Source organism: Chitinophaga sp. LS1 (assembly GCF_034274695.1).
GTDB lineage: Bacteria > Bacteroidota > Bacteroidia > Chitinophagales > Chitinophagaceae > Chitinophaga.
In genome coordinates this window covers 4,196,209-4,220,881 of record NZ_CP128362.1, presented here as the reverse complement: position 1 = coordinate 4,220,881, position 24,673 = coordinate 4,196,209, and the positions used below count along the sequence as shown (strand labels likewise).

21 protein-coding genes are annotated in these 24,673 nt (G+C 41.6%); 12 read left to right on the top strand and 9 right to left on the bottom strand.

What is annotated here, in order from left to right; genetic code table 11:
* Positions 1 to 117: 117 nt before the first annotated feature.
* Positions 118 to 1,026, bottom strand: coding sequence for a collagen-like protein (locus tag QQL36_RS17485; RefSeq protein ID WP_083726588.1), 909 nt, complete (start codon positions 1,024 to 1,026; stop codon positions 118 to 120).
* Between the two features lie 573 nt (positions 1,027 to 1,599).
* Here QQL36_RS17485 and QQL36_RS17480 point away from each other — a divergent pair.
* The 4 genes from QQL36_RS17480 to QQL36_RS17465 all read left to right on the top strand — a co-directional run bounded on the left by QQL36_RS17480 (position 1,600) and on the right by QQL36_RS17465 (position 6,010).
* Complete coding sequence (locus QQL36_RS17480) at positions 1,600 to 3,954, top strand: TonB-dependent receptor domain-containing protein (RefSeq protein WP_321570453.1); 2,355 nt, start codon at positions 1,600 to 1,602, stop codon at positions 3,952 to 3,954.
* Positions 3,955 to 3,999: 45 nt separating this feature from the next.
* Entirely contained in the window at positions 4,000 to 5,001 is a 1,002-nt protein-coding gene (locus QQL36_RS17475; RefSeq protein ID WP_321570452.1) for a sensor histidine kinase, read from the top strand.
* A 4-nt stretch (positions 5,002 to 5,005) separates the two neighbouring features.
* On the top strand, positions 5,006 to 5,719 hold the full coding sequence (locus QQL36_RS17470) for a LytTR family DNA-binding domain-containing protein (RefSeq protein WP_321570451.1): 714 nt from the start codon (positions 5,006 to 5,008) through the stop codon (positions 5,717 to 5,719).
* 159 nt (positions 5,720 to 5,878) lie between these two features.
* Entirely contained in the window at positions 5,879 to 6,010 is a 132-nt protein-coding gene (locus tag QQL36_RS17465) for a hypothetical protein (protein WP_321570450.1), read from the top strand.
* A gap of 124 nt (positions 6,011 to 6,134) precedes the next feature.
* Here QQL36_RS17465 and QQL36_RS17460 read toward each other — a convergent pair whose 3' ends face one another.
* A complete protein-coding gene (locus QQL36_RS17460) occupies positions 6,135 to 6,689 on the bottom strand; it encodes a hypothetical protein (RefSeq protein WP_083726576.1) in 555 nt (184 codons plus the stop codon).
* A gap of 254 nt (positions 6,690 to 6,943) precedes the next feature.
* On the opposite strand from QQL36_RS17460, the gene QQL36_RS17455 reads away from it, so the two are divergent.
* The gene (locus QQL36_RS17455) at positions 6,944 to 9,217 is read left to right on the top strand and encodes a GH92 family glycosyl hydrolase (protein WP_321570449.1); all 2,274 of its coding nucleotides are present in this window, start codon (positions 6,944 to 6,946) and stop codon (positions 9,215 to 9,217) included.
* Positions 9,218 to 9,362: 145 nt separating this feature from the next.
* On the opposite strand, the gene QQL36_RS17450 is transcribed toward QQL36_RS17455, so the two are convergent.
* From QQL36_RS17450 to QQL36_RS17435, 4 genes are all read right to left on the bottom strand, one after another.
* Entirely contained in the window at positions 9,363 to 10,628 is a 1,266-nt protein-coding gene (locus tag QQL36_RS17450; protein WP_083726573.1) for a type II toxin-antitoxin system HipA family toxin, read from the bottom strand.
* 10 nt (positions 10,629 to 10,638) lie between these two features.
* A complete protein-coding gene (locus QQL36_RS17445; RefSeq protein ID WP_083726571.1) occupies positions 10,639 to 10,956 on the bottom strand; it encodes a helix-turn-helix domain-containing protein in 318 nt (105 codons plus the stop codon).
* Between the two features lie 186 nt (positions 10,957 to 11,142).
* The gene (locus tag QQL36_RS17440; RefSeq protein WP_321570448.1) at positions 11,143 to 11,352 is read right to left on the bottom strand and encodes a hypothetical protein; all 210 of its coding nucleotides are present in this window, start codon (positions 11,350 to 11,352) and stop codon (positions 11,143 to 11,145) included.
* 191 nt (positions 11,353 to 11,543) lie between these two features.
* Positions 11,544 to 13,040, bottom strand: a complete 1,497-nt coding sequence (locus QQL36_RS17435) for a Fic family protein (RefSeq protein ID WP_321570447.1) — start codon at positions 13,038 to 13,040, stop codon at positions 11,544 to 11,546.
* A gap of 503 nt (positions 13,041 to 13,543) precedes the next feature.
* On the opposite strand from QQL36_RS17435, the gene QQL36_RS17430 reads away from it, so the two are divergent.
* The 3 genes from QQL36_RS17430 to QQL36_RS17420 all read left to right on the top strand — a co-directional run bounded on the left by QQL36_RS17430 (position 13,544) and on the right by QQL36_RS17420 (position 15,691).
* Entirely contained in the window at positions 13,544 to 13,762 is a 219-nt protein-coding gene (locus QQL36_RS17430; RefSeq protein ID WP_321570446.1) for a hypothetical protein, read from the top strand.
* A 295-nt stretch (positions 13,763 to 14,057) separates the two neighbouring features.
* The gene (locus tag QQL36_RS17425) at positions 14,058 to 14,957 is read left to right on the top strand and encodes a helix-turn-helix transcriptional regulator (RefSeq protein WP_321570445.1); all 900 of its coding nucleotides are present in this window, start codon (positions 14,058 to 14,060) and stop codon (positions 14,955 to 14,957) included.
* Between the two features lie 95 nt (positions 14,958 to 15,052).
* Complete coding sequence (locus tag QQL36_RS17420; RefSeq protein ID WP_083726608.1) at positions 15,053 to 15,691, top strand: ExbD/TolR family protein; 639 nt, start codon at positions 15,053 to 15,055, stop codon at positions 15,689 to 15,691.
* Between the two features lie 167 nt (positions 15,692 to 15,858).
* Here the strand turns inward: QQL36_RS17420 and QQL36_RS17415 are convergent, their stop codons facing one another.
* Positions 15,859 to 16,398, bottom strand: coding sequence for a hypothetical protein (locus tag QQL36_RS17415; protein ID WP_083726565.1), 540 nt, complete (start codon positions 16,396 to 16,398; stop codon positions 15,859 to 15,861).
* Between the two features lie 298 nt (positions 16,399 to 16,696).
* Between QQL36_RS17415 and QQL36_RS17410 the strand changes: the two genes are divergently transcribed.
* The gene (locus tag QQL36_RS17410; protein ID WP_321570444.1) at positions 16,697 to 17,314 is read left to right on the top strand and encodes an NAD(P)-dependent oxidoreductase; all 618 of its coding nucleotides are present in this window, start codon (positions 16,697 to 16,699) and stop codon (positions 17,312 to 17,314) included.
* A gap of 71 nt (positions 17,315 to 17,385) precedes the next feature.
* On the opposite strand, the gene QQL36_RS17405 is transcribed toward QQL36_RS17410, so the two are convergent.
* Entirely contained in the window at positions 17,386 to 17,772 is a 387-nt protein-coding gene (locus QQL36_RS17405; RefSeq protein ID WP_321570443.1) for a hypothetical protein, read from the bottom strand.
* Positions 17,773 to 18,200: 428 nt separating this feature from the next.
* Here QQL36_RS17405 and QQL36_RS17400 point away from each other — a divergent pair, with 428 nt between their 5' ends.
* Positions 18,201 to 18,710, top strand: a complete 510-nt coding sequence (locus tag QQL36_RS17400) for a hypothetical protein (RefSeq protein ID WP_321570442.1) — start codon at positions 18,201 to 18,203, stop codon at positions 18,708 to 18,710.
* Positions 18,711 to 18,889: 179 nt separating this feature from the next.
* Here QQL36_RS17400 and QQL36_RS17395 read toward each other — a convergent pair whose 3' ends face one another.
* Positions 18,890 to 20,668: an ABC transporter ATP-binding protein gene (locus tag QQL36_RS17395; RefSeq protein WP_321570441.1), complete on the bottom strand. Its 1,779-nt coding sequence runs from the start codon at positions 20,666 to 20,668 to the stop codon at positions 18,890 to 18,892.
* A gap of 73 nt (positions 20,669 to 20,741) precedes the next feature.
* Here QQL36_RS17395 and QQL36_RS17390 point away from each other — a divergent pair, with 73 nt between their 5' ends.
* The gene (locus QQL36_RS17390) at positions 20,742 to 20,966 is read left to right on the top strand and encodes a VF530 family DNA-binding protein (RefSeq protein WP_083726547.1); all 225 of its coding nucleotides are present in this window, start codon (positions 20,742 to 20,744) and stop codon (positions 20,964 to 20,966) included.
* Between the two features lie 330 nt (positions 20,967 to 21,296).
* Positions 21,297 to 24,476 (top strand): reprolysin-like metallopeptidase, encoded by a 3,180-nt coding sequence (locus QQL36_RS17385; protein WP_321570440.1) that lies wholly within the window; start codon positions 21,297 to 21,299, stop codon positions 24,474 to 24,476.
* Positions 24,477 to 24,673: the final 197 nt, after the last annotated feature.

Here is a 24,673-nt window from a genome sequence, read left to right as displayed (position 1 = left end):
ATCAAAAGAAAGATACACGCTCTTTTTATTCGGATACCTAATGGAGCCAGGTTTTCATTTATGCGATTCTAAGATGTTCTATTTACAACCTCTTTTCATTACACTATCAATACCAAACTATTCTGGAATATGATAATATTTACATACAGCAGTATAATCGTTATAATCAGGATGAGCGGCCTCCTTGCCTCCGGAAACACCGCCAGGTATAATCACATACCGATACTGCAACAATGTACTCAACGCAATACTGTTACTATTATCATGTGTAAAACGCGTAACAAGTATTTTATTTAACATGGGCGTATATGAAATTGTATTAGGTTTTCCACCAGCGTTACTGGTATAAGGCAAGACGAAGGTGCCTCCACCATAGGTAAAATATACGATTACCGTTCCTGAGTTAAGAATGGTAGTGGACAAGCTGGGTGCTGCTACGTATCCCACTTTCAATGAAGAATTATCAATTGTTGAATCATTGAAGTTAGTAGCATATTTCCAGGTGGAATAGATCACATTAGCAGTACCTGCCGGCCCTGCAGGACCCTGTGGGCCTGCGGGGCCTTGCAATGATAAGGCAGAACCCCATGCTCCGGCTGCTTTAGGACCATATAAATTATAGGTAGATTTATCCAGGTAATAATCGCCGTTATTCCCTACACTATTGGCAGGAGCACCTGTACCACTGAGTATCCTGCTGCCGGCGGCACCCGTTGCGCCGGTAGCTCCCGTTGCCCCTGTTGCGCCCTTCAAAATAATAGGTGTTCCCCAACCATTGGCTGTCTTAGGACCATAAAATTCTGAAGTGGAAAGATTCAGATAAAAATCACCAATATCACCAATGGTGGTTTCCGGTGTACTACTCCCGCTATAAATCTTACTGCCGGCAGGACCAGCCACCCCCTGTGCCCCTGTAGCACCTGTTTCCCCTTGTGGTCCAACCGGGCCCTGATCTCCTTTTTTACAACCTGCCCATACCAGGATCATAAAAGAAATAAACATAATTACATGTAATAACCGCTTCATGCTAAGTGTGTTTTATTTTTTGATTGAAGTTGAATTGTATTCGTTTGGAGTAATAACAATCCTGCACTTAGCTTTGCGAGCTAAATAGTAGTTTACGTGATCATTTGCCAGAGAAAATAATCCGGGGTATTATTTATACTATCTCATAAAAATCTCTCACTAAAGGATATTACAAGACAATAAACAGTACATAGTACTGCTACAGTAAGTGCTTACTTTTCTGAGGCTACCACAACCAAATCCAGGTTTGTTTTTCTTTTTTAGAGTAACAAATAGTTTCGATAATACTAATCATAAAATTCAGGTGCTTCACCCTGAGTTTCCAGTTTAGTAAAATTAAAAATAGTAAAAAAATAGTATCTGCCTAAATACTAAACAATTATTCGCTTAACTGGCCGCTTTTTGCTGATAACCGGCAGGAATTATTTAATAACAGCGCCAATAATTTAACAATACAGTCTTTAGCCTGCGGCACCATAAACTTACATTTCATAAAGGCAAATTAACTACTCGTCAAGAAAGTTTCTACTTCATTGCACACCAAACTAGTTTAGGGCTCATAATCACAAAACAATGATGAGTCCAGATAAATTTACACATACCTGTATGCTGCTGTTATTGCCAATATATCTCTTTGCCCAGGGCAGGGTGACAGGGAAAGTGACTGATGGAAATATACCTTTAGCAGACGTAAACATAACCATCTTAACTACAGACACTAACTATATTACAAACGCCCAAACGGACTCGCTCGGCATTTATACATTCCAGCACAAAAATTACGACAGCGTCCTCTTACATTTTTCTCTAATGGGCTATGCAAACAAAATGTATTCTGTAAAGACCTCTACATCGTTGCAAACAATAATCCTGACACCTACATCATTTACCATGGATGCCATTACTATCACAGGTAAACGTTCACCATATAATATCAAACCCGGTATCACCACCGTCGATCTTTCTGCCGCATCTACAGGATCTGATGGCACGCTCTTAAACACACTTGGCAAAATCCCCGGTGTACTCATCCTCAACAATGGCACCATCCTACTCAATGGCCAGACAGGCGCTAACGTAATGATAAACGGTAAACCAACTTACCTCACCGGAGAAAATCTTGTTAACCTGCTACGCTCCATCCCCGCAAATTCCGTTGATAAAATAGACCTGATATCACACCCTTCTGCCGCCTACGATGCCGCTGGTACATCCGGATTTATCAACATCCAACAAAAACAAAAAACAAAAAACGGCCTGCAGCTGAATATAGCTTCAAATATCGAAGCAGGTATTTATACCCGTCAAAACCAAAGCTTCTCTGCCCGGTTCCAACATAAACACTTCACTATTTACACCGACTATTCATTCTATAAAGGCACGGACTTCATGTTAGTCAGCTCTTCCCGCCAGTACGCTAAAACGGATCTTAACCTGAACATGCAGGCCCAACGAAAATTTGCCAACAGCTCCCAATATTTTAAATCAGGTATTGACTACCAATGCTCAGATCGGCTGAGCATCAACACCTATCTATCCACGAATTGGTTTAAACGCAACAAGAACGAACTGGCAATATCTGATTTCTACCATGGCCTGCCTGCCAGTGACTCTACGCTTCACACTGTCAATCAACAACACACCCAACAAACAAATTTATCCGCAGGTGCGAACTTCGCATACAAATTCAACTCAAAAATTAAATGGGAAAACACCTTCAACATCCTTCATTTCTTACAAGACGATCAATCGGACCAAAACAGTAAAATGAGCCATGGCAATACCGATGTATTAAAAGGGATCATGACTAATAATATCAATATTTACACCTTTCAATCAGATATGTATATTATCGTCTCCGATGATCTTACCATACAGTCAGGCATTAAAACGACTGCCATCAATATCAAAAGCAATGCTCAATACAACTCACCTCAATCAGGACAGGATGAAAAGTTGAGTAGTAGTTTCCATTACCAGGAAAATGTATATGCCGGCTACATGCAGACAGATAAAAAATGGACTCCCCGATTCTCCACAGCGGCCGGCTTACGTTTTGAATATACCAACACCGCATCACCCACTCTCTTCCGCCGCTCTTACGCCCAATTATTTCCAACCCTTTCAGCAAAATATCAAATCAATGACGATCAAGTATTAGCATGCTTATACAGCAGAAGAATCGCAAGACCTAACTATCGGGATCTGAATCCATTCACAGAAGTAAACGACCGCTATCTCCAGGAAAAAGGTAACACCCGTCTACAACCAACACTCATCAACAATATGGAATTATCATGGCTCCTGCGATCACAATATGTATTTAGCATCCTTTATACGATACAGGATAATCCCATCACCAAAAGCTACCTTACCGAAACAGGCAGCCAAACCACCATTGTAATGCCACTCAACCTGGGACGTAGCCATGCCATAAGTATCAAGGCAGGCATGAATAACCTGAAACCCTCCACCTGGTGGACCACCCACCTGAACGTGAGCCTTGCCTACAGAACATTTTACTGGTCGGAATTTAACACACCCTACAACAATTATTTATTTACACCCACAGCACAGGTCAGCAATCAATTTACCCTTTCCCACCAGTGGATGATAGAAGCCACGGGCTATTTCAATGGAAAAATGGCGGAGGGACAGGCTATTATCGGAGAAATGGGGGCCCTGTCTTTAGGTCTCAGGAAAAATTTGCTGGAAAATAAACTGTCGATATATCTTTATGCCAATGATATCTTCCTGACAACCGGGCAGCATATCCAATTAAATAACAGCGTACTGTCGGGCGCATATAGAGAACGACGTGACAGCCGTATGGCAGGCATCACTTTATCCTGGCACCTGAATGCGGGTAACCTGACTAAAATAACTGATAAAAAATCTAACTGGGAAGAAAGTAAAAGAATGAATTAATAACTTGAATCCACGTAAACAATGACTGCATACAAAAAAATATCTTTGAATCGCATATATCCCACCTTATGGGGAGTAATGATGTACAACGTTCTTAGAGCGATCACCGACTTATCTCACAACGGTCCTTTCTGGGATGGCAACCTGCTGCTACATATAGTGGGCCTGTTCTTTTCTATACTTTTCTGCTACGGCTACAATCATCTATGGGAACGCCGCTTATGCACTGCCGACGGAAGTCATTCATTTGCCAGGGACTATCTCTATACTTCATTAGAACTATTTGTTTCGCTGAATATACTATTATTGATAGGCCAGTTGACCGGCGTTTTATTTATGGGTGCCGGCTGGATCGATTATATGTTAATCAACGCCACCTATCTACCGCTGCTATTAATCTTCTATACCTTAATACGCAATAACATTATCAGCAGGAACATCCACACAAATTTGCTGACATTGGAAAAACTGAAACTTGAAAAAAAAGAAGCAGAACTCAACTTCCTGAAGGCACAGTACCATCCTCATTTTCTTTTCAATGCCCTTAATACCATTTATTTTCAGGTGGATGAAAGCAATGAGGAAGCAAGAGAAACCATTGAACAACTATCAGGATTATTGCGATATCAGCTGTACTACATTAATCATCGCACGGTATTCAAACAGGAAATTGATTATATCCGGGCATACATATCTTTTGAACAGATCCGCAAAACGAATAAATTATCTGTAAACCTGGATATTGACCCATCCTTACAGGAGCAGCAGGTACAGCCGCTATTGTTCCAACCCCTGATTGAAAACGCGTTCAAGTATGTATCCGGCGCTTATAGTATAGACGTTTCCCTGAAACTAATCGATAACCAGGTAAACTGTATCATTCACAATTCTATTTCTGAGCGGATAGCAACGGTAAATAAAAAAGGAAACGGTATCGGATTAGAAAATCTGAGACGCAGACTGGAACTGCTCTATCCGGGCAAACACAGTCTGCATACCCGGAAAGCTGATAGTTTCTATACAGCTTCACTCACCTTCAAATTATAGAGACATGGAAATAAAATGTATCATTACAGACGATGAACCAGTAGCACGCAAGGGTTTGAAAAGCTATATAGAGAAAGTACCTTTCCTCTCTTTACAGGCAGAGTGCGAATCACCTTTTGAGCTGAATACTATTCTCAAAAACAATCAACCAGATGTTGTTTTTTTAGATATTGAAATGCCAGAGCTTTCCGGCATAGAATATCTTTCAACTATAACCCATCCTCCTAAAATCATCATTGTATCTGCTTATGAACAATACGCATTGCAAGGGTATGAACTTGAAGTATTTGATTACTTATTAAAACCAGTTTCCTTCAACCGCTTCCTCAAATCCGTGAACAGACTACATGATCAACTTGTAAAGACGCAGACGGCAACTGATCATATCTTTATCAAAACGGATAAAAAAACAAAAAAAGTATTGCTGAAAGATATACTGTTTATAGAAGGTAAGGAGAATTATATAATGATATATACCCACAATTCTAAAGAAATAGTGTACTGCACATTAAGGATGATGGAAGATAACTTACCGCAGGGACAGTTTGTATCAATACACCGGTCATACATTGTCAATATAGCATATATTGAAGCGATAGAGGGCAACCAGCTGGAAGTGGGTTCATATAAAATCCCTATTGCACGGAATTTGAAAGAGAATATATACAAGCAATATATTGAACAAAATCTTGTAACGAGGGCGAATAAGAAAAAGTGAGGTAGATTAGAATTTTCTTCAATTCATGAGCGCCTCAATAAAAGAAACCTCCTTAAGCTTACAAAGGATTTGATAATAATACCCATACTGATCACTGTGGGTTTATACTTACTGAACGGATACGGATTCAGGAAGAGCGGAAAAATTGGACCTACACCAATGTCAGAATTTAGCTCAGATGTTGTGCGCAACACATCTGATTTTGCAGCTAAATATCTCAATAATGTTTTTGGCGCTGCTGACACACTGGAACTCACGACGAAGATAAAAGACCTTTTGTATGGGAGCTAGATCAGGCAAAAAAACGCCTGCATATCAAAGAGTACAAGGGAACAGGCAAGCTATACCAACGCCGGAGATTGAATCTCCGGCGTTATTGTTTAATACTGTTAATATCCCTTTATACTCAAAGCCCTTACTGACACACCGGCGTTACCACCAACAATGTCAACGGTACCTGCCGATATTTCTTAAACACATCAAAATTCAGTTCAGCAGGTAAATCCTGGAAAAACCTTTCATCTGCCTGCAAAGACACATTATCCTTCTTGATCTTGAAAAATATCTTACTCCACTCTTTTGTCACAGCCACATCCTCATTCTTGTCAAACAGCTCCCCTATCGTGGTACCAGCGCCATATCCTGATGCTGTAGTCACTTTAGCTGAATTTGTTGACAACCGCTGCACCTTACCTCCATTGATATCTGAAGTTTCCATCAGCAGGTAAGAGCTATCTTTCAATATAGCCTTTACATAATACCATTTCCCCTTCTCATAATCCGTATTGGTAGTATCTACCTTCGCAGGAGCTAGTGTTTTAATTACTTCGCTGATACTACATAAGGAAGTAGTCCCTAAAAGCTTGTCTGTGATGACAAGTCCCTCTTTATTAACAAGTTTCTTACTCTGAGTGCTTGTGCAGGCAGTAAAACATAACGTGGAGAGGGCGAAATAATAGAATAATTTCATAGTTCTTTAATGTTAGTTAGTCACTAACGTAAGGGTAATTATTGGCAATAACTATGTTTCTCGTCAGTCCGGGAGTGGATTTTGGTAGGAAAGGGAAATTGCGGGATTTAATTGTAACGTTTATATGGTTAATCCGGGAAATTGATACCAATACCTGGAGCAAGCTGGCAAATTTATCCCCCTCCCTGATGAAAAAAACAAAAGACCGTCCTATCTTGTAAACGACATTGGTCGTCAGACAAAACAAATACGTTATGAAACGGATTATTCTATCATTGGCAGTGGTCTCTGTATTTTTTCAATATACAGCAGCACAATCCCCCTTATATACCTCCGTAGATCCTTTCATCGGCTCCGGTGGAGATGGGCATATCTTTGTAGGCCCATCTACCCCTTTTGGCATGGTAAAACCAGGCCCGGATTGTAAAGGCCATAGCAACAGCGGATATATTGCGGATAAGAAAGCCCCCCTCTTAGGCTTTAGCCAGACCCATGTAAGCGGTACCGGTGGCGGACCAAAATACGGGAACATTCAGATTATGCCTTTCTCCGGCGATTTTGATTCCATCTATCAGGAATCCCCCAGGGGTGAAGAGATCGCCCAAGCAGGCTATTACAGCATACTACTGGAAAAGTGGAAGATCAAAGCAGAACTGACCACCGCCGACAGAGCGTCCTTCTATCGTTTTGTATTCAACAAAAAAGGAAAGAAAGCCATAAAACTGGATGCCGGTTTTTTCCTCGGTGAACCGTCTACCCCCAATCCCGATGCACGCGAAGCACAGCAGTTCGTAGGCGCTGAAGTGACAGTAACGGGCAATAACGAGATAAGGGGCTACACCCGCATCAGGGGAGGATGGAATAATGGTACTGCCTATACAGTTTATTTTGCCCTGATATTCGACCATCCTTTCAATACCTTCTCCACCTGGAAAAACAAACAATTATATCCCGGGAAAAACACCCAGTTTGACTCCGGCGAAAAGACCGGCGCTATCGCCTATTTTGATGGCACAGCCGGAGATACGATACAGGTAAAGATTGGTATCTCTTACATCAGCACAGAGAAAGCACGCTATAACCTGGATCAGGAAATTCCTGACTGGCAGTTTAACAAAGTACTGGCAGCCAACCAGCAAAAATGGGAGAAACTACTCAACAAAGTAGAGATCGATCAAACCGCTACACAGGAACAGCGCATTATGTTTTATACCGGCCTGTATCATACCATGCTGATGCCTGTGGACAGAACCGGAGAAAATCCTTTATGGATCTCTAATGAGCCTTATTATGACGATTTCTATGCCATATGGGACACCTTCCGTTCTTCCAATCCATTACTCACCCTCATTACGCCTTCACGGGAAGTCAGCATTGTCAATTCCCTCCTCAACATCTACCATCGTGATGGCTATATGCCTGACGCACGCAGTGGCAATTACAATGGCCGTACACAGGGAGGTTCCAATGCCGATGTGCTGATAGCCGATGCTTATGTAAAAGGACTTCAGGGCATTGACTACAACCAGGGACTGCAGGCAATGCTGAAAAACGCCGACGTACCCCCGGGAGGAATTGAAGAAAAAGAAGGACGTGGTGGACTGACGGATTATAATACCCTGGGCTATGTATCTACACGCTTTGTAAGAGCAGGCACACGTACAGTGGAATATGCATACAACGACTATTGTATCGCCACCGTGGCAAAAGGGCTGCAACAGGATAGACTGTACAACCGTTTTCTGAAACAATCTGATAACTGGCAGAACTTATGGAGACCTTATGAGAACAATGGTGCTACCGGGTTTATACTCCCCCGAAATTCCGATGGAAGATGGGTAGACACCATTGACTGTAATGTACTGAATGCGCCTGTCAAAAAGATGGAATACAATCCGCTGGCAGTAGATTATCCGCTGTGTGTATGTTGGTGGTGTGCATTTTTTTATGAGGCCAGCTCATGGGAATATTCTTTGTATGTACCACACGATGTGAAAACGCTGATCAGCAAAAGTGGCGGAGAAGAAGCATTCAGAAAAAGACTGGATATCTTCTTTAACAACAAGTACTACAACGTATCCAATGAACCCTCCTTCCTCACCCCCAATCTATATCACTGGATAGGCAGACCGGATCTGAGCTCTATAAGAATACATCACATTATAGACAGCAGTTATAATACATCTGCTGCTGGTTTACCCGGTAATGATGATTCCGGCGCGATGTCTTCCTGGCTGGATTTCCATATGATGGGGCTCTTCCCAAATGCAGGACAGTCTTATTATCTGATCAATGCACCGTATTTTAGTAAGACGGTAATTCATCAGGAAAATGGAAAGGATTTTGCCATCATCGCACATCATCTTTCAAAAAAGAATAGCTATATCAGGTCGGTAAAACTGAATGGGCAGGGTTATGACAAATCATGGATAGAGCACCAGGATATTGTAAATGGAGGAGAACTGGTACTGGAAATGGGAGATCAACCTTCTACATGGGGCACACAGGTGAGACCACCATCAAAATAAAAAAGTATTGTAAAGCTTCCGGAATTTTCGGGGGCTTTACAGTATTAAAGCTTACGCTCCTGTGCCAGCTCGTGGGGGCTATTTCAGAACTATTATTTTTTAAGCAGACGGCGTATAATGAATGCCTAAGGATTAGAAATTGGATTTAAAACTGGTCAGTAAATGCTCTTTCCATCAAATCCTGTTCCCGCTTAGGCAACCCTATTTTCACCGCAATTCTTCGCCAATTACAAACTGCATTTAATACCTGCTCAATTATTGCTTCAGCCTTATGATTGGATACCCGAAAATATGTAATCACTGATCGTACTAAATCCAGGTCCAAAGAATTATCGTCATCTGAAATATTCAGCGTCAGGCCAGTTCCATCCGGAAATGGGTTCACGTCATATACCGGAGAAAGAATCCACCCTTGTTTCGTTAGGAGGAAGCCATGATTGCGCAAATGATCATCTGTATTTTTCATACAAACATTCAATACAATTCTACGCCAAAGCTCTTCAAGATCTTCGTTTACATTTGCGCCATTTCTTATAAGAAACTCTGCCAATTCCAGATAACTTACACCAGTAGTATAGTCCGCACCATCAGTATAACCAAGCATGGTCATAGCTGATGCAAAATGAATTCTTTCACCATTCGGATTGCGATCAAAGCGTTGACTTAAAAAAGTATGATACTTATTGGAAAATTTCTGAGCTTTACATGGTGCCACTTTTATCCCTGCATTCATAGCTATTTCCATTGCGACAGCTTCCCACCCACCAATGTCAACTATATCACCACCACTTGGAAATTTAGCAATCCATAATTGGCCATTAGGATCTTTTACACTTGCTTTAGGGCGTGCACCTCCCAGTGAGGATCCTGGCGCCATCAGCATATTCAACCATTTTAATGCTTCGTCATCATCAAAGTCATCTTGTTCTAATTGAAGACTAGCTTTTTCAAGTTCTCGCAATGACGTCCAGGGCGGTGCCGCTAATTCTTGTTCCCCACTAACAAAACCACCATCAGGGTTTAATTTAAACCGTAATGCACCTATGCGATGTTCATCGTATACACCTAATAAATAGTCGGATTCGAACAAAGTTGCTTGCTTACGATTCTCTTTCCTTGCTATGATAGCTTCACGTCTTTTCATTAATACCCGGCCCCATCTGTCTGGTGAAGAATCGAGAAATAAACCGAAATTTAGTTTCTCGCCACCACCATACTGACGTCCTGCATAAAATTGAAGATCGGGGTCTAACACCTGACCATTGCCAGATGCAAGCCATTTTTGTTCATATTCGAAAGAAAAAATTTCTTTACCCTTATTATGTACACTATTTAAAGTGCCCATAAGTAATGGCGCTCCATTCAGCCCTTCCCAATCTGCGTATACATATATTGTCTTTTCATTTTGCATTATCTCCTGTTTACTTTGTATTTCGTTTAGGAGCTCTTTGGGGAGTTACCAACCCGGCATCCTGTAACTTCCTGCCAAGCTGATCATCTTCAGCAAGTTTAAGGAAATCGTTCTCTAAGCCTAATACGAACAAAACCATAAAGTAATTGCCGATCGTTACAGAAGGTGATCCTTTTTCAATTTGCCATAGAGTAGCCCGGCTCAGTCCGGCCCTATCAGCTACTTGTTGAGCGCTTATTTTTCGCCTTCTTCGTGCCAGATGAATGTTCTGTCCCATTTGCTCCATCACTCGGCGAGCTCGTGGTAACAAGGGGGAGGATTCCTTCATAATGTTTAATATTATTGACAAAATTAGCGTTTTTGTTTAATATTATAAACATTATAATTTGGGGAAGTGAATAAAAAACGAACCCTACTAATCGAGCAGGGTTTATAATTAGTAACTTTTCAACAAGTTAAATTTAGATTCCAGCTTTGCCTTATGAGGTTATTCTAACAATCTGAATCCCATCATTCACCCCTCCGCATAACTCTCCGACGTATAAGTCACCCTCGCAAAATTCTTCGTCACCAATTCCGTCTCCACTACCTTCCCACTCTGAAATTTCAATATCTTATGCCGCCATATTTCATTCTTCCTATAAAACTGTGCATCTATCTTTAGGAACTGGTGTTCTTTTTCTTCAACATGATACGCATAATCCGACTCTTCATCAATCCTCAATTCCCCTTCCAGACATTTATCTGGGTACCTGGTCAGCTGTCTTTTGATACGTTTTGTCCAGACAGATAGAATATTGGGTGCCGCTGGCTAAGCAATTTTTTAGTCACTTGATATAGGGTAGGCTTATAAAATTATTAACTTTTACATTTTGTTTGATAGGTCGCAACCAGTAAATATTAATTTTGAAGAAGCTATTCTAACTCAAATATCTTACGATATTCAATTTCCATCTTTTCTATTTCCTGATCAGTCAATTTAGAAAATTGTTCCCTCCTACGCTTCGGGAATATTCCTTTGTTCTGATGTAAAAACAAAATCATCATGTTTATATTCCGATCTGGCATATCTACAATATCCTGAAGTGCCCGCTTTACTTCATCATACCGTTGTATAAACAATAATTCTTCGGGCATATCTTCTTTCAAAGTCGCATGAATTGTTTCTGCCAAATAAATGCTCTGTTCTGTTAAATCGGGGAACCGGTAGTAAGCTTCCACGTCTTCTGAATTCAGGACTTTAATCCCGCCTTCCTGGGTTTTAGTGTATTTAATAATCTGCATTAATGGTTTAGAATAACGCTCAAGTATACCATCATAACCTCTTATATTATTTAACATATGAGCTGACACTGGTATAATGAGTCCCTTAGGAACAACGTTATCATGCACTAATACATCATGAATTAAAAATCGATGTATCCTTCCATTCCCATCTTCAAATGGATGAATAAAAACAAAACCAAATGAAATGACAGCAGCCCTGATTTCAGATGATATTCCACTAGTCTTGTTAGAAACATCCATAAGCCCTGCCATCAGAGACTGAACAAAAATTGGTGGTGGACATATGTAGTGGATCAAATCCAGGTATCCCGGTAAGGACTGTCCGATATAGTTCTGAAAATCTCTAAATCCTTCGGCTGCAAATCTATTATCAATAATAGCGTTCTGCAGCTGTGTCAATCTGCGCTCATCAAGCATTACTTCGGTATCCTCTGTTCCGGCTTGTGTTAGTAAGGCCACAAACTTTTCCATTCTATCGGGAGTTGGTTGCTCCTTTTCTATTTCATAAGAAGATCTTGTTTCCTTATTATATAAGTAATTAATAGCTCTGTGAAAAACTGATGGCGAGAAATCAATTTTTAACTGTTCAATCTTTGCATTGATGTCTTGCGTCAATAACTCCTTTAGCTTATTAGTTTTTCTTATTATAGGGCAATAAGAAGTCGTTCCTAAAAGATTATTATTAATCCGCCACCGCGTATTCTTTACTATATTTCCGGTGACATATCTATCATCCTCTAATAAATCCACATAATTCCCACTAATGGGTTTCCTGATCGCTAATTGTTTACCAGTTAAAAATTCAAATAAGAAACCTATTCTTTTGGAATATTTGCTCGATGGAGATAACTCAATAAACCTTTCTATATCTTCTATGACAATATTATCAAACACCTTTCTCAAAAAAGGAAGATTCAAATCATCATATTTTAATGAAAATTCCAAATGAGACATTGGAGTGTCTTCATGGGGAGCATACTTTCGGTTATACACCTGCTCAATATTTCCTTTATTGGTAATTTCTATTGAATCATTATTTCCAATGTAGGAACAATGGGTCAATATATACCCAGATATATTAAACTTTTCCTTCAACCATTGATTGCCGGCAGGGCTTGAGACCATATAGTTATGTTTATGGTAAAAGAATACTTAGCACTGTAAAACGATTATTTTAAGCATCTTTTACGGTAAAACGATTATATTTGGCTAAATTTACAGTAAAATGATTACTTTATGCAATTTTTTAGAAAAAACGATTACACCTCGAATGACCAACCTTATTTACTAAATATTTAGTTCGCGCACCTAGCGCCAAGCAAAAGCCCTCCTGCTTTACTCTTTATCTCAACTTACCCCTTCTTCACTATATATTCAAACAAAAAACGGTAAGTCAATGAATTATTCACATCCAAAAAATCCCCCCTACAGCTGCGGCCTCATTCAATGTAAACCTTACATTCGTCCTATATGCTGCTTCTTGCTGACATTCCCATCCAAATAATAATATTCCGAAGTAAAATCCCTTATATAATGTCCCGGCCGCTACACACTTCTACCATGACATTTCCAGCCCGGATGTAATAATGGATATGGGCTGGATCGTCACATACGGTACCCCTACAGAAATGAAACTCCAATTAAGCATAGCCGCACAGGGAGGTTCAAACACGGCTGTAGCTGATTTATCAATAGGAGTAGATATCGTAGATGAAGCTTATACAAAAATGCAGGAAGCTGGTTTGGTCATTAAATATGGAATCGTGAATGAACTATGGGGCGTACGCCGCTTTTACGTACGTGCCCCTTTTGAGAAGCTTGTAAATATCCTTGCTCATATAGATTAAAAGAGAAAATGCTTAATATTACGCTTCACATCCCTTATCACAATGGCAAAATCACTTAAGGAATACACTACTATCTTCCAAATAGTCATTTAGTTATCTTTTTGGCATTGGGATTTCAGGAAGATATTGAACTGATAGGAACATGACGATATACTATACTGCAAGCGGCAGATTCGGCCCGTGGAATGGAGATACATGGGACACCTATATTAAGTGGACTAAATTATCACATCTAACAGAACTGATTTCTCTTAATTGCCATATGGAGACATCAAACAATTGGAATTAACGCAACATGAAAAAAAGCACATCAGTAAGGCTACTCACCATACAGGAAATCATGGTTGCTGCCGGCACTAAACATGGCAAAGAATTCAATATTTTCAACAACGGCGAACTTGTAATAGAGCCGGAAATATCCATTCCATTTCTTTTAGACCATTATACAATTATCCTTGTCACAAGTGGAAAATTGAAAATGCGCTTAAATCTTGTTGAATACGACATTCCTGCTAATTCCCTCATCATCTGCAACCCCAATATGATTTTTGAGTTCTTAAGCGACATGCGCAAATGCACTTTCATAGCCGCTGATTTTAGCGCAACGCTTTTGGCAGAAACTGCGTTGAATAAAAAATACATGGATGGATTTGGTATTTACACAAGACAACATATACCCGTACACGGTCTCAGCCAGATGGAAGTCCGCAGTATTAAAGCCATTATGGACCTTCTCGCCATCAAAAATAAATTGCCCAAAGAACACCCTTTTATCAGTGAACTGCTCCTTAATCTATTCAGAGTATTATTTTTCGAAGTTGCCTCAGTATTGCATGATAAAATAGCTGCCCAACAAATTCAGTTAAACAGTAAAGAAGTACTGGTAAAGAAATTCTATGCAGAGCTGACATCTAACTTTAAAAAAAGAAGGAATGTTGAATTCTATGCTGAAAGATTAAACGTCACTCCCAAATATCTCACTAAATGTGTGAAAGAGATTTTTGGTAAATCAACCAGCGAAGTCATTACACAAATGGTCATTGTAGAAGCCAAATTTATGTTAAGCGACCTCTCTGACCCCATCAGTAAAATCGCAGAAAGGTTAGCATTCAGTGACCAGTTCTTCTTTAGTAAATTCTTTAAAAGAACCACCGGCATCAGTCCCAGTGAATATAGAAACCTGGTGTCTGATTAATTCTTCCAAGGAGTGAAATAGACATATACTGGAGCAATATGGCCATTTGTTAACACCACTGCAAATTGCAACTTGCAGTAGAAAAAAGCAATGTTATGGCCAGAGCTAAATTAGCAAGGAAGTCTACATCAGTTGATATGACAGCGATGTGTGACGTGGTGTTCCTTCTCCTGAATTTCTTTATTATGACGACCACCTTTAAACCGGATGAACCTGTTGCAATCGTTACACCTTCTTCTATAAATACATCACTCTTACCTGATGCGGATGTCATTTTAATTAGTATCGATAAAAACGGACGTGTATTTTTCGACATGCAGGGTCAGGGCCAACGGCAAAAGTTAATTCAGGATATCAATGATCAGTTTAAACTGGGATTATCAGATGCGCAGATCATTAACTTTACAATGGGGGCATCAGTAGGAACAGATCTTAACCATCTGAAAGAATACCTTTCTTTAAAATCTAATGACAGGAAAAAATCACCGCTTGAAAAAGGGATTCCAACTGATTCAACCAATAATGAATTAGTAACCTGGATTGAATACGGCAGGGCCGCTCAGACCAGTAATATCAAGCAATTGAAATATTGTATCAAGGCGGATAATGAAACACCTTATCCGGTAGTAAGGAGAGTACTGGATACTTTTAAGGAGAAAAATATACAACATGTGAATCTGGTCACGAATCTGGAAGCAGCTCCGGAAGGGACGGCAGCGGCGGTAAAGAGTTAACGAAGATGACTTTCTGATTCGACACAAATATTCACTCAGACAACTGTCAAATGCACAAGCATTCACTCAGACAGCACTGTCTAATTCAACATAAGCATTCACGTAGATAGCCTCCACAAACATTTGTTTCTGTTTTCTAAGATTACAGGGACAAATGTTTCCCTCATTTACTCCAATCTCACTTCCCTGACCGTTTCATTCCCCGGCAAATCCACCGCCACCACTATTATCTTACCACCCGGTGGCTGACTCGCTACCTTATAATACCAATCCACGCCATTCCTGCCTAAAACAGCGGCTCCTCTATCCACTATCACACCATCAGCATCCACCACCCGTATTTCCACCGCTGCTACCCTAAATTCATCCTTCGCAGTCACTACCACAGTCTCTTCTTCAAACCGGATATTCTGCACTTCCGGAGACTTATAAGCATCCTTCACCGCCATATTATAAGCATTCTGCCCAGGCCCTGCCAGCGACTTATAATAAGCCTTCAGGTCGGGATCTTCCAGGATCGCCAGGGCATAAGCCGCCGCTATCTTCATCTTATACCTGGCTTCCAGCTGCTTTATTGTCGGCTTATTCTTCGACGGACCGCGCTTTTTGGCAATAATAATCTGCCCGTTCCTTTCGTAAATCGTGAGTTGATCACCGAGGGAGCCTCGGATGCATTGGAGGAGTATGTTGTCTTTTACAAGAGCCATAACAAACAGTTTTGAGGTTATAAAATCAATAATAAATATAGTTATGCTAATATAGTGAATCTTTATCACTATATCAATACTAATATATCATTAAAAGGTCACTTCAATATCAAATCGATATTGAGGTGCCCTTTTAATGCCCTTATAGTGACCTTATGGAAGTATAGTTATGTTATATTGTATTTCCCCTTACCTTCACCTTATTAAACGCATCTGTTGATCATATTCCATCTGGGCCGCTCCGGCCATTTTTGCTTACTGCTCCAGTAGGCTGACATTCCTTTATCAAAAAATCAACATGCAACCACATACCACTATCGCCGTTATCGGTGGTACCGGTAAATCCGGCCAATACCTCGTAAAAGCTCTCCTTCAACAAAACTTCGCCGTGCGATTGCTAGTCCGCAACCACGCTATAAACGACCCGCGAATCACATTAATTCAGGGAGATGCCAGAGATCTAACAGCAGTCAAAACACTCGTAGCAGGAGCCGATGCCCTTATCAGCACCATCGGACAACGGGGCAATGACCTGCCCATATTCAGCGCAGCCACTGCTAATGTGATGCAGACACATATTCAACGTTATATTGTGACTACCGGATTAAGTGTAAATACCCCAAATGATGAAAAAAGTCCATGGGTAACACAGGCTACAGATTGGATGTATCAACATTACCCCGCCACCACCAGCGATAAACAAACTGAATACGAATTATTGCAAAATAGTCAGCTGAACTGGACAATGGTCCGGCTGCCGTTAATTGAACTGACTGATGATAATACCGGCGTGACCGTTAGTCTCACTGATTGTCCCTCCGGTAAGATCAGTGCGACCAGCCTGGGAAACTTTCTGGTGAGACAGCTGGATGATCAAACATACTACAGGACTGCACCATTTATAGGTAATGTATAACAATAAGAGCGTGTATCAAATAAGATACACGCTCTTCATTCGGCTACCGGATAGATCCGGATTTTCATTTATTAATGATAACCCACTCTTATTCTTAATTCAGCATCATACTTTTCCTTTTTTTCCAGATCTGACAGTACCTCATACGCCGCTGCCACATATGCCAATGCCTCTACATGATCCTCCGGTGGCTGAAATCGCATCACTTCATAAAAGCGTCCATCATAAATTTCATCCTGCACTTCGGTAAAATCAGGAATATTAAGAATAGCATAATAATTCAGCGATGACCGTATCAAATTCAGATGATCTTGTAATGCAAGATCATAGCCGGGCTTTATTTCCGGATCGCCCAGTATATTGTTGGCCAGTTTTAGTGCTTCCAGTGCAACGGTATCGTCCATCTCAAGCAATGCTTTATAATTATGGCAAATAGCTGAATGTTGTATTGGGAGCATTCCGAATGATTGAAGGCAATTCATTAGATTTTCGAAGTAATATTGCCTTAAGATTAAATCATCTATGAATGGCTGAATCTGTCTTCCATGAAGAAGTTCCTGCTCACATAATAGTTATATTTTCAGCATGCCAATACAATTATTACAATATATTTACTCCCAATCCTAAATTTATTCAATGAGTAAACCCTGCACCATTCCTACCAACGGTAAATGCGGGTCAGCAATCGTTTGAAGTAATCACCTGCAAGATAATTCTGGACGATAGCCAGAAAGATGAAAAATCACTGAATGTACTGGGGAGTACAAGAGGTGCCATCTATGTAGAAGGAGGTAAACATAACGCTTATTATCTAGACAACATTGGAGATGCTCCCAATCTATTAAAAACCGCCAGAGAAAATGGTGATTATCTAAAAATGATCTCAATGGATATTAGTTTACGCGTTAACAAATATCCATTTATGAAGATTATAAGTAAAGATGAGGACGAAAAAACTGAAAATCTGGAACAAAGTTTACCGCAAATGAATGTCACTTTTGCTCATGAATGGGAATTGCACGTCGCGCTAATGATTGAATTGTACGAATGGGTTAGGATACAACAACAAATCATCGATAAACAGGAAACAAAAAGCGAAAAGCTGGAACAGGAAAAAATAGTTCCGCTGTTAGACCTTTTGGAAGAAGGAGAGGATGCTGAACACAAGGATACTACGAACCTTGCTTACTTCTTTACTTTACTGGAAAACACAAAAGATGGACTTAGTGAAGATCCCAAAAGCCTTGCAATTGTAAAGCGTCAGATGATAGGGGAAATGATAAATCTTGGCCTTAAATCAGAAGATGTATTTAACCTGCTGGATATTTTACATCCTCCCCAGGAAGACTCAGATAAAGAAAAAGAAGAGAAAAAAGGAGAAGGAGAAAAAAAGTAAGAACCCAAATTTTTTCATACCCAGCCACAAGGTTCAGTACTTTACATAGCAGACCCTTTAGTAGCCAGACGCTTGCAATAAAATAAGTGAAGACTTCCCGCATGTTACCATTGAAGACTCAAAGAACTTACTACTCCTCACAACGGAACGAAGCACCAATAGCAGACCATTCTTTCAATTTACTGAAAATGCTTCCCCATCGTATCCTTCTGGTGTTTCCATAACTCCTGAAAGATCGGACTATTATTCCGAAGATGTTCAAATGTCCCTTCATCCACAATACGCCCCTGGTGCAACACATACACATAGTCAAATTGTGGCAGCAGGTGCAGGCGATGAATAGAAGAGATCACAGCCTTATCTGCAAATGCCGCAAACAGCTTATTGTAAATCATGACTTCCGTCTTAGGATCTACACTACTGGTAGGTTCATCCAGCAATACCACTTCACTTTCACGTGCCGCGAGTATACCTCTGGCCAGCGCCAGTCGTTGTTTTTGTCCACCGGATAGGTTCACCCCTTTTTCACGGATATCCGATTCCAGGCCCATAGGCAGCTGGCTGATCACATCTGTAAAATGTGCGTTTTCACATACTGCATGTATATCAGCTTCGCTGAAAGGCAGCCCCAGGGTCACATTGTAAGCAATGGTATTCTCAAAGATCTCAGGCTCCTGTGGAAAGAGGGTCACTGTTTCATTGAGCGTATCCATGTCGTATGCCATTCCATCTACTGTCAGTTGCATACCCGGGCGCGGCTCATATAGTCCTCTCAATAAGGATAAGAGCGTACTTTTACCACTGCCACTTTCTCCTATCAGTGCTATCCGTTTACCACGGGGTATACGGAGGTTCAGGCCATGCAGACTTTGTGGTCCATGTTCGGCATCGTATTTTTCTCTGTGAGAAAAGCTCAGGTCTCTTATCTGAATCTCCTGCCAGGTGTGCGGCAGGTCTGTATGTGCATCAGGGCGGTGTTGTTGTTTGAATGCGCTATCAATATTGGCGGCCGTTTGTACAGAGGTATTGTACTGTGTAATATCTGTATACTGCCAGGCAAAATCGTAGAACACGCTGGTGAATTGGTTCACATATCCCAGTAGCGTAACGAGGCCAGCTACATAAAATACCGTTCCCTGTTTCCAGTTTTGCAATATGTATCCTACCGCTATTACACAATAAATAAGGGTGATCAACATATCAGCTACAAACCATTTCCATTCATTGATCCGGACGTTCTTTTTAAATGGAGGTAGTATCAGGGCTACTTTTGATAATAAGCCAGTTTCCATGCTCTTTTCCAAACGCAGGGTAATTACTGTCATGATATTGGAAAGACTATCGAACAGGGTCGAAGAGACCACATGCTCTCTTTCATTCACCTCATCCAGTGTACGAATAAAAGGCTTGTCAAATTTAAAGATCACCCAGATGGTGATGGCACCGAGCACAACACCGATGGTACCAAATAATGGCGAGAAATAAACGATGGCAATGACAGAAAAGATCAGTTTCCCAATAGCTCTTAAATACATAAAGCCATGATCGAAGAAGGTCTTCAGGGCTTCGTATGCCTTACGGATACGATTGATGGTGGCGCCACTATGGTGATCCTGGTGCCATTTTACGGGCAGGTGCAGTACCTGGTGATATCGGGTATGGAGGAAGTTACGGCTCAGGTTAAAAGCAAGGTCCCGTTCCATTACACGGGCAGGGCCGTGGAAGCACCATTCCAGTACTTTTAGGCCGAAATAACTGGCGGCGTAAAGGAAAGCGAAGTGTAATACCTGCTGAGTATCCTGTTGGATCTTATTGATAAACCATCCCAGCAGCATTGGGTATAATGCGTAAATAATAGCAGAAACTGTAAACATGGCATACACCAGTACATATCTCCTCCTCTCCTTTCGTGCGTAATGCCAGGCAGTGCGCAGCAGGGAGATATATGGGTTGGCCATAGCGATAAAATTAGATATGATGCAAAGATATAAAAAATAATGTGCTGTATATTTGCGGCACAAACAATATGAAATGGAATCAAAAGATCCTCTACACGGCATTACGCTTGAGAAATTGCTTACCCAACTGGTAGATGCTTATGGGTGGGATGAGTTGGGGTACCAGATCAGGATCAACTGCTTTATTAGTAATCCTTCGGTTCAATCTTCTCTCAGGTTTCTTCGCAAAACACCGTGGGCAAGAACAAAGGTGGAAGAGTTTTATAAAGATGCGCTGAAAAGTGGGAAGGTGAAATAATTAATTCATCTTCCTTTGCTATGAATGCTCCTTTCTTTGCAAATAATATCAATTCATACATCCTCCTTCGCAATTTATACTCACCTTTCGCAAAATGAGCTGCGCTAAATCCGTAAAACTCTCTGCGCAAACCTCGTAAAACTTCCTTCGCAAAACTCACCAACCACACCCACCTCTCTCCGCAAAACCGCCCCCACAAAAAACTCCATACACCAAAATAAAATTCCCCCTCAAAAAACAGCCATATTCAAACCGCCAATACACCCGAGGCTGCAGCGAATTGCACTACATTCATATATAGAGCAAATTATTGACCAAAAAACCCTACGCATGAGACAAGTTCTACTATTCGTCACTGCATTACTATGCAGTACCCTATCTTTTGCCCAAAACTACTGGAGACCCCACACCGACGGTGCCAGAATTACCCCCGACAAATCCGTATCCCGCCTCGCATTTCCAGCCGAATACAAACTATTCGACCTGGATCTGACACCCCTACGAACCGAGGCATTCAGAGCTGTCGGCAATACTGCCACCCATGGAACCATCATCTCCCTGCCCAATGCAGACGGCCAGATTGAACAATTCGAAATCGTTGAAGCTTCCAATTTCGAACCTGCCCTGCAAGCGAAATTTCCTGATATCAGGGCATTTTCAGGAAAAGGTATCACCGACAAATCCGCTATCTTAAAGCTGAGCATCTCCCCACAGGGAATACAAACGACTGTATTCCGTGTGGAAAAAGAAACTGAATTTATCGAACCCTATTCTTCCGATCACACTGTCTACTCCGTGTTTAAAAAGCAACCAAAGGCATTACCCTGGAAATGCGGAACGCCTGAGCAAAAACTGGTTACTGACCTGAGTAATAACGTTGCCGCCCGCTCTACCGGTGACCTGAAAACATTACGCCTGGCTCAATCCGTGACCGCTGAATACTCCAATTATTTCGGTGCTACCAGTTCCAGCCAGGTTGCATTGGTGCTCGCCGCTGTCAATGCCACACTGACACGTTGTAATGGCGTGTATGAAAAAGACCTCGCGCTCCACCTGAACCTGGTCTCGACCACGACCAATGTATTTTATTACAACTCCTCTACCGATCCGTATTCCAACGCCAGCACAGGCGCCTCCGGATCCTGGAACAGTGAGTTACAAAGTACCCTCACCTCTGTAATCGGCGCTGCCAATTATGACATCGGTCACCTGTTTGGTGCATCCGGTGGTGGTGGTAATGCCGGTTGTATTGGTTGTATCTGTGTCGATGCTTCAAAAGGGAGTGGCTTCACCTCTCCTGCCGACGCTATTCCACAGGGCGATAACTTCGATATCGATTATGTAGCACATGAAGTAGGCCACCAGCTGGGTGCCAACCATACTTTCTCTTATGGTAATGAAGGCACCGGCGTCAATGTGGAACCCGGTTCCGGTATTACTATTATGGGTTATGCTGGTATTACCAGCTATGACCTGGCACCACACTCAATTGATATCTTCCATGCCGTTTCTATTGGACAAATTCAGACAAATCTTAGCAGTAAGACCTGTCCAACCACTACCAGTATCTCTGCCAATAACGCAACTCCTGTAGTAAGTGGAGGTAGTAGTTATACCATCCCAATCAGTACCCCATTTGCACTGACGGGTTCTGCTACCGATGCCAATGCCAGCGATGTGCTCACTTATTGCTGGGAACAGACTGACAATGCCTCGTCTTCACAAACAGGCAGCAGCAGCGTAGCCAGTGCGAGTAAAGCATCTGGTCCTAACTGGATATCCTTTGCACCCACTACTACTCCTACCAGGTACTTCCCAAAACTGGCCACTATCCTGGCAGGTAGTTTAGTATCCGGACCATTGACCGGTGGCGATGCAAGTGCGAATACGGAAGCACTGAGTTCTGTGTCAAGGACTTTGCATTTCCGGTTAACTGTAAGGGATAATGCACCTTATAGTTCGACTTCACCGGTGTCTGTCGGTCAAACGAATTATGCGGATGTAACGGTAACCGTTTCGAATACATCAGGTCCGTTTGCAGTAACGGCGCCTAATACCGCTGTATCATGGGCAGGCAATTCATCCCAGACCATCACCTGGAATGTAGCCAGCACCACCGCATCACCAGTGAGCACAGCCAATGTAAAGATCTCCCTCTCTACCGATGGTGGTACGACCTTCAGCACACTGGTTGCAAGTACGCCGAACGATGGTAGTGAGGTGGTAACGATTCCCAATACCCCCACCACTACTGCCAGAATAAAGGTAGAAGCTGTTGGCAATATCTTCTTTGATATTTCTAATACCAACTTCACTATCACTGCCGGTACGGGTTGCGCTGCACCAACAGGGTTAACTTCCTCTTCCGTGACAACTACATCCGCTACCGTAGGATGGACAGCTGTAAGCGGTGCGGCATCTTACAAAGTAGATTACAAAGCTACCTCATCCAGTACATGGATCAGTGCAGCGACTGCTACAACTGCTACTTCTGTAAGCCTGACCGGTTTGACCCAGGGTACTACTTATGACTACAGAGTAAGAACCACCTGCACCAGCGATACCAGTACGTATACTGCTGCACAGTTTACCACCATCTCTACTGATAGCTGTAATGTGCCTACCGCGCTGACAAGTGCTTCTGTTACATCTACCGGAGCTACTGTAAGCTGGACGGCTGCAAGTGGTGCAACAAGTTATAGCGTAGACTATAAACTGAATTCGTCTTCTACCTGGACAAGTGCGGCGACTGCCACTACTGCTACTTCTGTTACCTTAAGTGGCTTAACAGCGGCTTCCCTGTATGACTGGAGAGTAAGAACCAATTGTACAAGTGGCAGCGGTTCATATATTGCAGCACAATTTACGACCCTCACAGCTTCAGGTTGTGCTAATACATTGGATAATTCTACCAATGGCACGACCTCAGGTGCTGCTACCATTCCATTTAATACAGATGTCACTGGTCTGATCAGCCCAAGTGGAGACGTGGATTATTATAAATTCGTGATCACTACCAGTGGTACAATTACCATTACTTTGGGTACATTGCCTGGTGATTATGACCTGAAACTGTATAACAGCTCAGGTACACAGCTGAATGTTTCACAGGCATCCGGTACGACGAGTGAAAGCATCAGTCGTACAGTCAGTGCAGGTACTTACTATGTACAGGTATATGGTTACAATGGTGCGAATAGCGCAACTACCTGTTACACCCTGCGGGTAGCATTGGGTACTGCCACCCGTTCCGTTGACCTTACCAGCGATCAGGACAAGGTGCAGGTATATCCAAATCCTGCCAATAGTGTGGTGAACATTAACCTTGCTGGTGTGAAAGGGAAATCAGAAGTAAGCCTGTTTGATATAAACGGCCGTCAGGTAATGCGTCGTGAAGTGAATGCGGCAAATTTACAGCTGGATATTTCTACATTAACTCCAGGTGTGTATATAATAAGAGTGAAGAATGGAACAAAAGAAGTGAGTACGACGAAGATCATTAAACAATAATATCTTCAAAAGGTAATATGCCCCCAAAAAGCTATATGCTTTTTGGGGGCTATTTTTTTATTGATACATCTTCTTTTTTATTATTTTTGAGGATGCCCGATATTGATTTTATGTACAACTCCTTACTACTAAGACTACGCCCCGAAGATGTAGCCCATGCTGGCAGGAAATGGTTTTCGGGAAAAATATTGAAAAAT

Bases quoted from the DNA above. Each gene is read 5' to 3' on its own strand.
- QQL36_RS17385 (WP_321570440.1), top strand. From the start codon at position 21,297: ATGAGACAAGTTCTACTATTCGTCACTGCATTACTATGCAGTACCCTA.
- QQL36_RS17415 (WP_083726565.1), bottom strand. From the start codon at position 16,398: ATGGCTCTTGTAAAAGACAACATACTCCTCCAATGCATCCGAGGCTCC.
- QQL36_RS17395 (WP_321570441.1), bottom strand. From the start codon at position 20,668: ATGGCCAACCCATATATCTCCCTGCTGCGCACTGCCTGGCATTACGCA.
- QQL36_RS17390 (WP_083726547.1), top strand. From the start codon at position 20,742: ATGGAATCAAAAGATCCTCTACACGGCATTACGCTTGAGAAATTGCTT.
- QQL36_RS17405 (WP_321570443.1), bottom strand. From the start codon at position 17,772: ATGCTCCCAATACAACATTCAGCTATTTGCCATAATTATAAAGCATTG.
- QQL36_RS17450 (WP_083726573.1), bottom strand. From the start codon at position 10,628: ATGCAAAATGAAAAGACAATATATGTATACGCAGATTGGGAAGGGCTG.
- QQL36_RS17400 (WP_321570442.1), top strand. From the start codon at position 18,201: ATGGATATTAGTTTACGCGTTAACAAATATCCATTTATGAAGATTATA.
- QQL36_RS17410 (WP_321570444.1), top strand. From the start codon at position 16,697: ATGCAACCACATACCACTATCGCCGTTATCGGTGGTACCGGTAAATCC.
- QQL36_RS17480 (WP_321570453.1), top strand. From the start codon at position 1,600: ATGATGAGTCCAGATAAATTTACACATACCTGTATGCTGCTGTTATTG.
- QQL36_RS17420 (WP_083726608.1), top strand. From the start codon at position 15,053: ATGGCCAGAGCTAAATTAGCAAGGAAGTCTACATCAGTTGATATGACA.
- QQL36_RS17425 (WP_321570445.1), top strand. From the start codon at position 14,058: ATGAAAAAAAGCACATCAGTAAGGCTACTCACCATACAGGAAATCATG.
- QQL36_RS17485 (WP_083726588.1), bottom strand. From the start codon at position 1,026: ATGAAGCGGTTATTACATGTAATTATGTTTATTTCTTTTATGATCCTG.
- QQL36_RS17455 (WP_321570449.1), top strand. From the start codon at position 6,944: ATGAAACGGATTATTCTATCATTGGCAGTGGTCTCTGTATTTTTTCAA.
- QQL36_RS17445 (WP_083726571.1), bottom strand. From the start codon at position 10,956: ATGAAGGAATCCTCCCCCTTGTTACCACGAGCTCGCCGAGTGATGGAG.
- QQL36_RS17465 (WP_321570450.1), top strand. From the start codon at position 5,879: ATGTCAGAATTTAGCTCAGATGTTGTGCGCAACACATCTGATTTTGCA.
- QQL36_RS17430 (WP_321570446.1), top strand. From the start codon at position 13,544: ATGAAACTCCAATTAAGCATAGCCGCACAGGGAGGTTCAAACACGGCT.
- QQL36_RS17460 (WP_083726576.1), bottom strand. From the start codon at position 6,689: ATGAAATTATTCTATTATTTCGCCCTCTCCACGTTATGTTTTACTGCC.
- QQL36_RS17470 (WP_321570451.1), top strand. From the start codon at position 5,006: ATGGAAATAAAATGTATCATTACAGACGATGAACCAGTAGCACGCAAG.
- QQL36_RS17435 (WP_321570447.1), bottom strand. From the start codon at position 13,040: ATGGTCTCAAGCCCTGCCGGCAATCAATGGTTGAAGGAAAAGTTTAAT.